Origin of the sequence: Cellulomonas fimi (assembly GCF_028527925.1) — a bacterium.
GTDB lineage: Bacteria > Actinomycetota > Actinomycetes > Actinomycetales > Cellulomonadaceae > Cellulomonas > Cellulomonas fimi_C.
On the sequence record NZ_JAPESW010000007.1, the window covers coordinates 1 to 13,040 of the forward strand.

A 13,040-nucleotide genomic window follows, 5' to 3' on the forward strand; every position below is an offset into this window, starting at 1 on the left:
CCGAACCCGGAAGCTAAGCCCTTCAGCGCCGATGGTACTGCACTCGCCAGGGTGTGGGAGAGTAGGACGCCGCCGGACACCATTCAGAAAGAGCCACCCCAGCGATGGGGTGGCTCTTTCTGTTTCCTGGATGTCCGCCGCGCTGCGTTCTCTTCTGCTTCCCGCTGCGTTCTCTTCCGCTTCCCGGTGTCCTCGCCGGCTTGCTGCGTTCACGGCGGGGTCGCGTCAGCGTTCGGGCCGGCGTCCCGTGCCGTTCGGGCATTTTCCGTGCGCGGCGTTGCCGAGGTGCGAGAGGGTCCAGGCATGACGGGCGAGGAGTGTCTGTTCTGCGAGATCGTGGCGGGCTCGGCCGAGAGCAGCCGGGTGTACGAGGACGACCGTGTGCTCGCGTTCATGGATCTGCAGCCGGTGACCACTGGCCACGTCCTCGTGATCCCCAAGGCGCACGTCCCGGATCTCGCCGGTCTCGACGATGAGCTCGGCGAGGAGGTGTTCCGCGTCGGGCGGCGGATGGCGGCGGCGCTGCGAGCGTCTGACGTGCCGTGCGACGGGGTGAACATGTTCCTCGCGGACGGGGAGGTGGCGTTCCAGGAGGTGTTCCACCTGCGCCTGCACGTGTTCCCCAGGACGCCCGGCGACGGGTTCGGGCTCGTCGCCGACTGGCGTGTGAGGCCCCGAGACGAGCTCGACGGTGTCGCGGCGCGCGTGCGAGCCGGTCTCGTCGCGTAGAGGAGGCGTCGGGCGAGCGGGGTGGTGCCCCGCGTCGGTTCCGGGCCTGGACCCGGGTGGTCAGGCGGGCGGGGCCTCCTCGGCGATGAAGATGACGGCGCCGAACGGGGGGATGCGGACCGACGCGGAGTACGGGCGGCCGTAGTGCGGGACCGGTTCGGCCTCGATCGCGCCGAGGTTGCCGACGCCGGAGCCCCCGTACGACTCGGAGTCCGAGTTGAAGGCCTCGCGCCAGCGGCCGCCCGACGGGAGGGCCAGGCGGTAGTCCTCGTGCGGGACGCCGGCGAAGTTGATGACGACCGCGGCGGGCGGGCCGTCGACGGCCTTGCGGAGGTAGGCGAGGGTGTTGCGGTCGGCGTCGTTCGAGTCGATCCACTCGAAGCCCTCGGGCGAGTGGTCGAGCTCCCACAGGGCCGGGTTCTCGCGGTAGACGCGGTTGAGGTCGCGGATGCTGTCGCGGACGCCGGCGTGCAGGGAGTCGTCGAGGGCGTGCCAGTCGAGCGACCGGGACTCGGCCCACTCGGTCTGCTGCGCGAACTCGCTGCCCATGAACAGCAGCTGCTTGCCGGGGTGGGTCCACTGGTAGGCGAGGAGCCCACGGACGCCGGCGAGCTTCTGCCAGTGGTCGCCGGGCATCCGCTCGTACAGGGAGCCCTTGCCGTGGACGACCTCGTCGTGGGAGATGGGGAGCACGAAGCGCTCGGAGTAGGCGTACACCATCGAGAACGTGACCTCGTGGTGGTGGTACCGCTTGTGGATGGGCTGCTCCGAGGCGTACCGGAGCGTGTCGTTCATCCAGCCCATGTTCCACTTCAGGCCGAACCCGAGGCCGTTGGCGTCGGTGGGAGCGGTGACGCCGGGCCAGGCGGTGGACTCCTCGGCGATCATGAGGATCCCGGGCGCGCGCTTGTACGCGGTCGCGTTGGCCTCCTGCATGAAGGAGATCGCGTCGAGGTTCTCGCGGCCGCCGTACTTGTTCGGGCGCCACTGGCCCGGGCGGCGCGAGTAGTCGAGGTAGAGCATCGAGGCGACGGCGTCGACGCGCAGGCCGTCGACGTGGAACTCCTCGAGCCAGTAGACGGCGTTCGCGACGAGGAAGTTGCGGACCTCGGACCGGCCGAAGTTGAACACGTACGTGCCCCAGTCCGGGTGCTCGCCGAGCAGGGGGTCGGGGTGCTCGTAGAGCGGCGTGCCGTCGAACTGCGCGAGGGCCCACTCGTCCTTCGGGAAGTGCGCGGGAACCCAGTCGATGATGACGCCGATCCCGGCGCGGTGCAGCGCGTCGACGAGGTACTTGAAGTCGTCGGGGTGCCCGAAGCGGGACGTCGGCGCGAAGTACGACGACACCTGGTAGCCCCACGAGCCGCCGAACGGGTGCTCGGAGACGGGCAGGAACTCGACGTGCGTGAAGCCGAGCTCGAGGACGTACTCGGTGAGCTGGTGCGCGAGGTCCCGGTACGAGAGGCCCTGGCGCCACGAGCCGAGGTGCACCTCGTAGATGCTCAGCGGGCCCGTGTGAGGGTCGCGCTGGGTGCGGGCGGTCATCCACTCGTCGTCGGACCAGGCGTGGCTCGACTCGACGACGACCGAGGCCGTGGCCGGGGGGACCTCCGTGCCGCGGGCCATTGGGTCGGCCTTCTGCCGCCAGGAGCCGTCGCGGCCGAGGATCTCGAACTTGTAGCGGGAGCCGGCACCGACGCCCGGCGCGAAGATCTCCCACACGCCGCTGTCGCCGAGCGAGCGCATCGCGTGCGTCGCGCCCTGCCAGTAGTTGAAGTCGCCGACGACGCGCACGGCCTGGGCGTTGGGCGCCCACACCGCGAACGACGTGCCCTCGACGTCGCCCAGGACGCCGGGGTAGCTGCGGACGCGGGCGCCGAGCACGGTCCACAGCTGCTCGTGGCGGCCCTCGCGGATGAGGTGGCGGTCGAGCTCCTGGACCGTCGGCAGGAAGCGGTACGGGTCGTCGGCGAGGTGCACGTCGTCGCCGTACGTGACCTCGATGCGGTAGTCCGGCACGTCGGTGCCGGGCAGCACGGCGACCCAGATGCCGTCCTGCTCGTGCTGCGCGGGCACGCGCGTGTCCGCGGTGATGATCACGACCTTGTCGGCGAGCGGGCGCAGCGAGCGGATCGTCACGCCACCGTCGCCGACGTGCGGACCCAGGACCCCGTGCGGGTCGTAGTACGCGCCGTGCGCGACCGCGCTCAGCGTGCCGGAGTCGACAGGGACGGGGGCGGGCGCCGTGCTCATCCTCCTACCCAACCACCCGCGCGGTGTCTGCGCAGGTGGACGGCTTGGGGCGCTGGTCACGCGCGGGTCGTGTCTGCTCAGCAGGAGGAGGCAGGGTTCCGTGCGGGTATGGGTGCCGGTGCGGGGCGCGGAGCGCGCGGTGCCGGTCGCGGGGAGCGGTGTGGCGTGGTGCGGGGGCGCCGGTGCGCGGCCGCGGTCGTCGTCAGGGGGCGCGAGGACGGCCGCGGTATGCGGTGCCGGGGAGTGTGGTGCCGGGGAGTGTGGCGGACGACGGGGAGGGCGGTGCGCCCGGGGCTCGTCGACGGCGGGTCAGGCGGGGCGGGTCAGGCAGGGCGGGCGGGCGGTGCTGTCGTGCCGCGCGTGACGAGGCGGGGGAGAGGCGCCGTGTAGGACGTGACCGGGCCGTCGGCGAGGAGGTTGAGCACGCAGTCGGCGACCTGGACGCCCATGGCGTGCACGTCGAGGCTCATCGCGGACAGCGCGGGGCTCGCGAGGCGGCAGAGGGCCGAGTCGTCCCACGCGAGCAGCGACAGGCGCTCGGGGACGGGCACGCCCATCTCCGCGGCGACGCGCAGGCCGGCGATGGCCATGACGTCGTTGTCGAAGATGATCGCGGACGGCGGCGAGCCGCGGCCGAGCAGCGCGCGTGTCGCGCGGGTCGCGGACTCCTCGCCGTAGTCGCCCTCGACGACGCTGCCCTGCGCGCCCAGGCGTGCGCACTCCGCGACGAACGCCTCGGTGCGGGCCTGGGTGTGCGCGAGCGTGCGCGGGCCCGACACACGGGCGAGGCGCAGGTGGCCCAGGCCGACGAGGTGGCCGACGGCGTCGCGCATCGCCTGGCCGTTGTCGATCCAGACGTTGGCGAACGGCAGGTCCGGCGTGGGCCCGCCGACGACGACCGTGGGGATGCCGAGCTCGCCCAGCACCGCGAGGCGGTGGTCCTCGAGCGCGAGGTTCACGACGACGACCGCGTCGACGAGCCTGCCCTCGCCCCAGCGCCGGTAGGCCGCGATCTCCGCGTCGTGGTCGGGCACGACGTGCAGCAGCAACGAGCGCCCCTCCACCGCGAGCGACTCCTCGATCCCGGCGATGAGCTCCATGAAGAAGGGCTCGAGGCCGAGCATCCGGGCAGGCCGGGCGAGGACCAGGCCGACCGCATCCATGCCGTGCGTCACGCCCGCCAGCGTACTGGCGGGCGTGCGCAGGTCAGCGGGACGACTCGAGGTCACGCGCGGCGCCCGCCGCGGTCCGCGGGGCGCGAGGGACGACGACGTCGTTGGCGGTGCGCAGGACGGGCGGTCGGGTCAGTGCCTCCGGGTCGGTGCGGACGGACGTGCGGACGTGGAACGAGACCGTCTCGCCCGCGGGGACGTCGACCAGTGCGGTGTCGACGAGCGCGTCGGGGTCGAACCGGTCGACGTGCAGGGTCACCGAGCGCGCGAACGAGCGGGCGGTGACGTCGACCCGGTAGCCGTCCTGGACCGGCGTGACGCTCGCGGCGAGCGGTGCGGGGTCGAGCGCCAGGTCGACGTCGTCGACCCAGGTGTGCACCGTCTGCACGTCTCCGAGCCGCGCGACGAGCATCTCGCCCGCGGCGTCGTCGGGGGCCGCGACGTCGGCGGGCAGGGCGAACAGGCCGACGGACCAGGCGCCGACGGCGAGGGCGAGCTCGACCTCGGCGAGCGTCGTGCCGTCGAGACGCCGGCGGGACAGGTGCACGACGCCCTGCCAGATGCTCGCGGTGTCGTTGACGACGGCGAGCATGTCGCGGCCGTCGCGCGGCTGGACCGTGAGGAGCCGCGGCGCGTAGGCGCGCCTGAGCGCGTGCCACAGCGGCTTCGGTCGCTCGTCGCCGTCGACCGCGGCCCACGACGTGACCGGCCAGCAGTCGTTGAGCTGCCAGACGATCGCACCGGCCGTCCGCGGCCACCACGAGCGGTAGTGCTCGATCGCGAACGACACCGCACGCGCCTGGTTGAGCTGCGTCGCCCAGTGCCAGTCGGCGAAGTCGTCGGGCACGCCGAGGTGGGGCGCGAGCCCGCGGTCGAGCTTGCCGTTGCCGTCCTCGGCCTTCTGGTGCAGGAGGAACGTCGGGTCGTCCCTGGTGAGCGGGCCGCCGTCGTCGGGGCGGATTGCGCGCGTGAGCGTCGTCCACGTCGGCGGGCCCTGGAATCCGAACTCCGAGCAGAAGCGCGGGACGTCGTCGCGGTAGGCGGTGTAGTCGACGCGGTTCCAGACCTCCCACTCGTGGTGCGTGCCGTGGTCCGGGTGGTTCGGGTGGACCTCGTCGAGCGCGAAGCCCGGCGAGTACGGCGAGCCGTCGGCGTAGGGGCGGGTCGGGTCGAGCTCGGCGACGACGCCCTTGAGCAGCTCGGTCGCGAGGCGGTAGCCCCACGTGCGGCCCTGCAGCTCCTCCTTCCAGCCCCAGTCCACGAAGCCCCAGAGGTTCTCGTTGCCGCCGTTCCAGAGCACGAGCGAGGGGTGCGGGGTGAGGCGCACGACGTTCTCGCGGGCCTCGGCCTCGAGCTCGTCCCAGATCGGCTGCTCCTCGGGGTACGCGGCGCACGCGAGGAGGAAGTCCTGCCAGACGAGCAGGCCGCGCTCGTCGGCGAGCTCGTAGAAGTCCTCCGACTCGTAGATGCCGCCGCCCCACACGCGCAGCAGGTTGAGGTTCGCGTCGACCGCCTGGTCGAGCCGGCGTGCCAGGCGTTCGCGCGTGATGCGGGTGAGGAGGTGGTCGTCGGGGATCCAGTTCGCGCCCTTGACGAAGACCGGGCGCCCGTTGACGCGGAACGTGAAGGGGGTGCCGTCGTCGTCGGGGACCGTGTCCACCTCGACCGTGCGGAAGCCGATGCGTCGGGTCCAGGTGTCGAGCGGTTCGTCGGCGCTCGCGGTGCCGAGGGCGACGGTGAGCTCGGGGCGCGGCTGGTCGCCGTGACCGACCGGCCACCACAGCGGCGCGTGCGGGACCTCGAGGTCGACGACCGCGTCGGTCCGGTCGCCCGGGACGACGACCGTGACGTCGGCGCCGAGGACGCGCGCGCGGACCGTGACGGGGAGGTCGCCGCCCGGCAGCCCCGAGCGCTCGAGGTCGACGTGCACCCGGACGCGGCCCGTGCCGTCGGCGTCGACCGTCACCAGCGGGCGGACCTGCGCGAGCCGCGCGGTGCGCCAGCGCTCGACGCGCACGGGCTTCCACAGGCCCGCGGTCTGCAGGTCCGGTCCCCAGTCCCATCCGAACGAGCAGGCCATCTTCCGGACCATGTTGAACGGCTGCGGGTAGGCGAGCGGGCGAGACCCGAGCCGCTCCGCCTCGGCCTCGGCGTGCACGATCGCCGCGTGCAGGAGGACGCGCAGGCGCTGGGTGTCGGGGCGCACGAGGTCGCGTACGTCGTAGCGGTAGGAGCGGTGCTGGTTGGCCGTGCGGCCGAGCTCGTGACCGTCGAGCGTGACGGTGGCGACGGTGTCGATGCCCTCGAAGACGAGGTCGACGCGCTCGTCGGCAGCGGGGGCCGCCAGGTCGAGCTCGCGCTCGTACGCCCAGTCGGTGCGGCGCATCCACACGAGTGCGTCCTCGTGGCGGTCCAGGTACGGGTCGGGAATGAGGCCCTCGTCGAGCAGCGCGGTGTGGCTCGTGCTCGGCACGCGCGTGCGGACGCGGACGCCGACGAGCTCGGCAGGGACGGGGCCGGCGACGGCCGTCAGCGTCCAGCCGTCGCGGAGGTCCTGGGTGATCATCGACGTGCGCTCCTGGGTCCGCGGGCCCGGCGTGCCCGCCCGCGTCGTCGCGGGCGGCCCGGCGTCTCCGGCGAGGAGTCGCGGGGGCGGCTGGTGCCCGTGCCATTGTTAGGCAACTGAATAAAGTAAGTCAATCACATGCGAGACTGACCGCGTGAGCGAGCAGCCGCGGGACGCCGACGTCCCGACCCCGCGTCCGTCCGACGACTACCGGGCCGGTGACCGCCCGGTCGACGACCACCCGGCCGGCGACCACCCGGCCGGTGACGGCCGGGCCGGGGAGGCCGACCTGCTGCACCTGCGCGCCGGCGGGGTGAGCGTCGTCGTCGACCTCGGCGGCGGGACGCTGCCGCAGGTGCTGCACTGGGGTGCCGACCTCGGCGACCTCGATGCGGCCGTGCTCGCGGACCTGCGGACGGCGTCGCGGCCGATGCCGATCGGCTTCCCCGTCGACGGCGAGGTCGTCACCGCGGTGCTGCCCGAGCAGTCGGCGGGACACCTCGGCACGCCGGGACTGACCGGCAGCCGGGACGGGCGCGACTTCTCGACGGCGTTCCTCGTGACCGGGCACGACGTCGGGCGGAGCGACGACGGGACCCAGCGCCTCACGGTGCAGGCCGTCGACGACGCGGCCGGGCTCGCGCTCGAGCTCGTGCTCGAGCTGACCGCACAGGGGCTCGTCCGCCAGCGCGGCACGCTCACCAACACGGCGCACGACACGTACGCCGTCGACGGGTTGCTGCTCACGCTGCCCGTGCCCGCCGCCGCGACCGAGCTGCTCGACTTCAGCGGACGCTGGGCGCGCGAGCGGAGCCCGCAGCGGACCGCGTTCACGCACGGCACGCGACTGCGCGACAACCGGCGCGGGCGGACGGGCTACGACACCGCGTTCGTGCTCGTCGCCGGGACGCCGTCGTTCGGGCACCGCAGCGGCCAGGTGTGGGGCGTGCACACCGCGTGGTCCGGCAACCACCGCACGCTCGCCGAGCGCAGCCACTACCAGCCCGGCCTGCTCGGGGGCGGCGAGCTGCTGAGCCCGGGGGAGGTACGGCTCGCGACCGGAGAGTCGTACACGAGCCCGTGGGTGTACGGGTCGTGGGGCGTCGGGCTCGACGCGCTCGCGGGCAGGTTCCACCGCTGGCTGCGGGCGCGCCCGCAGCACCCGCGCACGCCTCGACCCGTCACGCTCAACACGTGGGAGGCCGTGTACTTCCACCACGACCTCGCGCGCCTCACCGAGCTCGCCGACGCCGCGGCCGCGATCGGGGCCGAGCGGTACGTGCTCGACGACGGCTGGTTCGGGTCGCGGCGCGACGACACGCGCGGGCTGGGCGACTGGTACGTCTCGGCCGACGTGTGGCCCGACGGGCTGCACCCGCTCGTCGAGCACGTCACCGGGCTGGGCATGCAGTTCGGGCTGTGGGTCGAGCCGGAGATGGTCAACCCCGACTCGGACCTGGCCCGGGCGCACCCGGACTGGATCCTGCGCGTCCCGTCGCGGCTGCCCCGCCCGGCCCGGCACCAGCAGGTGCTCGACCTGGCGCACCCCGGGGCGTACGCCCACATCCTCGAGCGGCTCGACGCGCTGCTCAGCGAGTACGCGATCGGGTACCTCAAGTGGGACCACAACCGCGACCTCGTCGACGCGGGGCACGGCGGCGTCGCGGGCGTGCACGGGCAGACGCTCGCCGTCTACCGGCTGCTCGACGAGCTGCGCTCGCGGCACCCCGGCGTGGAGATCGAGTCGTGCTCGTCGGGCGGCGGGCGCGTCGACCTGGAGATCCTCCAGCGCACCGACCGGATCTGGGGGAGCGACTGCATCGACGCGCTCGAGCGGCAGCAGACCCAGCGCTGGACGAACCTGCTCGTCCCCCTGGAGCTGGTCGGCTCGCACGTCGGGTCCGGCACCGCGCACAGCACCGGGCGACGGCACGCCCTGTCGTTCCGTGCGGGCACCGCACTGTTCGGGCACCTCGGGATCGAGTGGGACCTGCGCGAGGCCGACGCGCAGCGGGCCGAGCTCGCCGCGTGGGTCGCCGCGTACAAGGACCTGCGGGGGCTGCTGCACACCGGCACGTCCGTGCACGCGGACGTCGCGGACCCGTCGCACCACGTGCACGGCGTCGTCGCGCCCGACGGCTGGGACGCGCTGTTCGCCGTCGTCGCCACGGCGACCTCCGAGGCGTTCCCGACCGGACGGCTGACGTTCCCCGGGCTCGACCCCGATGCGACCTACCACGTCCGGCCGCAGCCTCCGGGCGACGTCGTCGAGGGCGTCGGCAGCCCCGGGCTGTCGCTGCCGTGGTGGACCGCCCAGGGCGTGCGGCTCACGGGCCGCGTGCTGGCCGAGGTCGGGCTGCAGGCGCCCGTGCTGTTCCCGGAGCACCTCGTGCTCGTGCGGGCGACGCGGGTCTGACGCGGTTCTGACGCGGCGCCTCAGGGCACGGTCGAGCAGTCGCGCAGGTACTCCGGGCGCTGGTACGGGTAGACCTCGGTGACGTACCGGTCGACCAGCGCGTCCGCCTGCGCGGGCGTGGCGCCCATCCGGCGGGCGACCTCCGCGTCGAGCCGGACCGCACGGCACTCCGCGATCGCCTCGTCGAACTCGCCGGCCACGTGCTGCGCCTCGTGCGAGACGACGTGGACGGCGACGACCTGCGCGAGCGACGGCGCGTGCTTGACGCTCCACAGCCACCCGCCGAGCTGCGCGCACGTCTCCGCCCGCAGCAGCGACGTGTGCGGGTCGTCGTAGCGGACCATGCCGAGCGTGCCGGAGAGGTCCAGCAGGTCGGCGCCGACGCGTCGGCACACGACCTGGGCGTCGGGGACCCCGGACGCGATCCGGGTGGCGTCCGTCGCGACGGCCTGCGCGTGGTGGTGACGGAGCTCGTGGAAGCCCGCGACGCCGGCGACCGCGACCCACAGGACGAGCGCGGTCACGCCGAGCGCGGGGAACGACGCGCGCCCGCGGACGAGGCGGACGACGGCGCGCACCGTCATGGCCGCCGCGCCGACGGTCACCACGGTGAGGGTGCCGACGTCCATGCCGGTGGTGTCGGCACGTGCGGCGCCCGACTGGAGGCGACGCGGGACCCGACCGTCGTGCCGGCCGGGTCCCGCGTCGGCGCGTGCTACTTCGTGGCGCCCGAGGTGAAGCCGTTGTAGATCCAGCGCTGCAGGAACAGGAACAGCACGAGGATCGGGATGATCGTGATGACGACGCCCGCGGAGATGACCTCCCACTGCGCGCCGAACGGCCCCTTGAAGTCGAAGAGGGTCGTCGAGATGGGGCGCAGCGACTTGGTCGGCAGGTAGAGGAACGGCAGGAAGAACTCGTTGTAGATGCCGATGCCCTTGATGATGACGACGGTCGCGATGGCCGGCTTGAGGTTGGGCAGGATGATCTGGAAGAAGATCCGCAGGTGCCCGGCACCCTCGATCATCGCGGCCTCGTCGAGCGACCTCGGGATGGCCCGCACGAACTGCAGGAAGATGTACACCGAGATGATGTCGGTGCCCATGAAGAGCAGGATCAGCGCGAGCTGCGAGTCGTAGAGGCCCAGGCCGTTGATGATCTGGAACGTCGCGACCTGCGTCGTGACGCCCGGGACGAGCGTGGCGAGCAGGAACAGCCTGAGCACCGACGACCGGCCCGCGAACCGGAAGCGGTCGAGCGCGTAGGCGGTCGCGGCGCCGATGAGGATCGTGCCGACGATCGCCACCGCGAAGATGACGACCGTGTTCCCGAACGCGCCGAGCATGTTGCCGCGCGTGAACGCGGTGACGTAGTTGTCGACGTTGAACCAGTCGGCCGGCGGGGTCATCGGGCCCGTCGAGAGGAACTCCTGGTCGGTCTTGAACGACCCGAACAGGATGAGTCCCAGCGGCAGGAGCATCGCGATCGACGCCACGACGAGCGAGACGTACTTGGCGGTGCCGGTGACGGCGCGGATCATGCGAGATCCACCTCCTCGTCGGGGACGACCTTGCGTTGGATCCACGTGATGACCAGGACGATCAGCAGGAGCACCACGGCCATGGCCGACGCCAGGCCGACCATGCTGCGCTCGAAGCCGGTCCAGATCGTGCGGATGACGAACGTCTCCGTGCCGTTCGCGCCGCCCGTCATGACGTAGGGGATCTCGAAGACGGACAGCGCGCCCGAGATCGCGAGGATGAACGACAGCCCGACGATGGGGCGGATGGACGGCAGGATGATGTGCCAGAACTGCTGCCAGCGGCTCGCGCCGTCGATCTCCGCGGCCTCGTAGATCTCCGCGTTGATGGACTGGATCGCGCCGAGGAACATCACGAAGTTGAGGCCCATGTACCGCCACACGGACACCGCGGCGAGCGAGTAGTTCGCGACGTCGGGGTCGCCCGTCCACTGCTGGATGAGGCTCTCCAGCCCCGCCGCCATGAGCACGGTGTCGAGGCCGCCGCCCGGCTTGAGGAAGTTGAGGAAGATCAGGCCGATCGCGACGCCGTTGATGAGGTACGGGAAGAACAGGATGCCCTTCCACAGGTTCGTGAACCGCACCTTGAACGACAGGATCGTCGCGAAGTACAGGGCGAGCGCCATCTGCACGAACGACCCGACGACGTAGTACAGCGAGACGACGAACACCCGCACGTTCGCGGGCTCCGTGAACACGTCGACGAAGTTCTCGAGGCCGACGAAGTTCTTCGTCTTGTCGAGGCCGTCCCAGTCCGTCACCGAGTACCAGAACATGTTGAGCACGGGGACGTACGTGAGGAGAAGCAGGAGCCCGACGGGGACCAGCAGGAAGTAGTACGGCGTGAGCCGGCGGTACCACGCGGTGCCGCGGCCCGCACCGCCCCGGGGCTTCCGGGGGGTGCGGACCGCGTCGGACTGCTGCGCGGCCGCCGTCATCGGGCCGGTCAGGCCCGAGGGAGCGGTCGTCATGGCAGGACCTCTCAGGCGACCGACGCCCGACCCTCGGCCCACTTGGCGTTGAGGTCGTCGAAGATCTGCTCGATGGTGCGGGCGCCCGAGCGCGCGTCGTCGATGGTCTGCTGACGGAACTTCGGGTCCGTGGTGACGATTCCGGACGCCTTGTCGATGTCGCCGAACAGCGCCTCCTTGCCCTCGGGGGCGGGGTTCAGCGTGATGAGCTCGACCTCGGAGACGAAGCCCTCGAGGGCCGCGGGGACCGGGCCGTCGATGATGGGCGAGAGGCCCGCCTGCGACTCCGAGAAGCCGGACTCGTGGTTGAACCAGTCGATCCACGCGCGCGCGGTGGCCTTGTTCTTCGAGTGCACGTTGATGCCGAGGTTGTAGTCACCGCCCGCGACGGAGTGGAACGTGCCGTCGACCTTCACGGGCGTCGGCGCGTACGCGATGTCGGCCGGGTCCTCGCCCGCGGCCTCGGCGGCCGCCTGCATCTGCGGGATGGCCCATGAGCCGAGCACCATCGTCGCGACCTGGCCGGTGCCGAGCAGGCGCTTCGACTCCTCCCAGTTGGTGGTCGTCGGGTCGGCCTCGGTCAGGCCGTCGGCGACCGCCTGGTAGATGAGGCCGTCGACGACGCCGTAGTCGCTGTCCGCGGTCCACGGGGTGTCGGACTCGACGATCTCGTTCTTCCAGTCCGGGTCCGCGGTGACCGCGCCGAGCCAGCCGTCCCACTGCGACAGCGGCCAGCCGTCCTTGTAGTTCGTGTACAGGGGGGCGACCTCGACGCCGTGGTCCTTGATCTTCTGCAGCGCGTCGAGGAAGGCCTCGGGCGTGTCGGGGAACTCGGTGACGCCGGCCTCCTCCCAGACGCGCTTGTTGTAGACGTAGCCCTGGACGTTGCCGACGACCGGGATGCCGTACGACTGTCCCTCGAAGGACTTGTCGTTGATCCACTGGTACTCGGCGCCGATCTCCTCCTGCGTGCCGAGCGGCTCGAAGAAGTCGGCGTACTGGTCGGGGGTCACCGAGCCGGGGATGGCGAGCACGTCGCCGTAGTCGTCGGTGCTCATGCGCGTCTTCACCTCGCCCTCGTAGTCGGTGATGCCCTCGACCTTGACGTCGGTGACCTCGGGGTACTTGGCCTTGAACTGCTCGACGTAGTCGTCGAACGTGCCGTCCTCCACGAGGTCGGTGCGCCACGTCAGGACGGTGAGGGAGCCTGCGGGCTCGCCGTCGTCGTTGGCCTCCTGGCTGCCGCCCCCGCCGCCCGAGCACGCGGCCGTGAGGGCGAGGACCGTGGTGGCGGCCGCGACCGCCAGGACGCGCGTGCGTCGCTTCTGAGGGAACATCGTCGATCCTCTCGTCGGGCCGGCACCTCCGCGTGCCGGCCGGTGTGGAGGGGCTT

At 72.1% G+C, this 13,040-nt stretch carries 9 protein-coding genes and 1 rRNA gene; 3 read left to right on the forward strand and 7 right to left on the reverse strand.

All coding sequences use genetic code 11. The annotated features are described in order from the left end of the window. Positions 1-78 (forward strand): 5S ribosomal RNA (gene rrf, locus OMK64_RS21270); the annotation flags it as partial. Positions 79-303: 225 nt separating this feature from the next. Beyond that, complete coding sequence (locus OMK64_RS05025; RefSeq protein WP_272726989.1) at positions 304-729, forward strand: HIT family protein; 426 nt, start codon at positions 304-306, stop codon at positions 727-729. A 60-nt stretch (positions 730-789) separates the two neighbouring features. On the opposite strand, the gene glgB is transcribed toward OMK64_RS05025, so the two are convergent. From glgB to OMK64_RS05040, 3 genes are all read right to left on the reverse strand, one after another. Further along, complete coding sequence (gene glgB, locus OMK64_RS05030) at positions 790-2,982, reverse strand: 1,4-alpha-glucan branching protein GlgB (RefSeq protein WP_272726990.1); 2,193 nt, start codon at positions 2,980-2,982, stop codon at positions 790-792. A gap of 323 nt (positions 2,983-3,305) precedes the next feature. Beyond that, on the reverse strand, positions 3,306-4,157 hold the full coding sequence (locus OMK64_RS05035) for a LacI family DNA-binding transcriptional regulator (RefSeq protein ID WP_272726991.1): 852 nt from the start codon (positions 4,155-4,157) through the stop codon (positions 3,306-3,308). A gap of 31 nt (positions 4,158-4,188) precedes the next feature. Continuing rightward, positions 4,189-6,720, reverse strand: a complete 2,532-nt coding sequence (locus OMK64_RS05040; RefSeq protein ID WP_272726992.1) for a glycoside hydrolase family 2 protein — start codon at positions 6,718-6,720, stop codon at positions 4,189-4,191. 289 nt (positions 6,721-7,009) lie between these two features. On the opposite strand from OMK64_RS05040, the gene OMK64_RS05045 reads away from it, so the two are divergent. Further along, positions 7,010-9,136, forward strand: coding sequence for an alpha-galactosidase (locus OMK64_RS05045; RefSeq protein ID WP_272727092.1), 2,127 nt, complete (start codon positions 7,010-7,012; stop codon positions 9,134-9,136). A gap of 20 nt (positions 9,137-9,156) precedes the next feature. On the opposite strand, the gene OMK64_RS05050 is transcribed toward OMK64_RS05045, so the two are convergent. The 4 genes from OMK64_RS05050 to OMK64_RS05065 all read right to left on the reverse strand — a co-directional run bounded on the left by OMK64_RS05050 (position 9,157) and on the right by OMK64_RS05065 (position 12,984). Continuing rightward, on the reverse strand, positions 9,157-9,765 hold the full coding sequence (locus tag OMK64_RS05050; RefSeq protein WP_272726993.1) for a hypothetical protein: 609 nt from the start codon (positions 9,763-9,765) through the stop codon (positions 9,157-9,159). An 86-nt stretch (positions 9,766-9,851) separates the two neighbouring features. Then, a complete protein-coding gene (locus OMK64_RS05055) occupies positions 9,852-10,676 on the reverse strand; it encodes a carbohydrate ABC transporter permease (protein WP_272726994.1) in 825 nt (274 codons plus the stop codon). Further along, positions 10,673-11,647 (reverse strand): carbohydrate ABC transporter permease, encoded by a 975-nt coding sequence (locus tag OMK64_RS05060; protein WP_272726995.1) that lies wholly within the window; start codon positions 11,645-11,647, stop codon positions 10,673-10,675. The genes OMK64_RS05055 and OMK64_RS05060 overlap by 4 nt, the downstream gene beginning before the upstream one ends. Positions 11,648-11,658: 11 nt before the next feature. Continuing rightward, positions 11,659-12,984, reverse strand: a complete 1,326-nt coding sequence (locus OMK64_RS05065; RefSeq protein ID WP_272726996.1) for an ABC transporter substrate-binding protein — start codon at positions 12,982-12,984, stop codon at positions 11,659-11,661. Positions 12,985-13,040 lie beyond the last annotated feature (56 nt).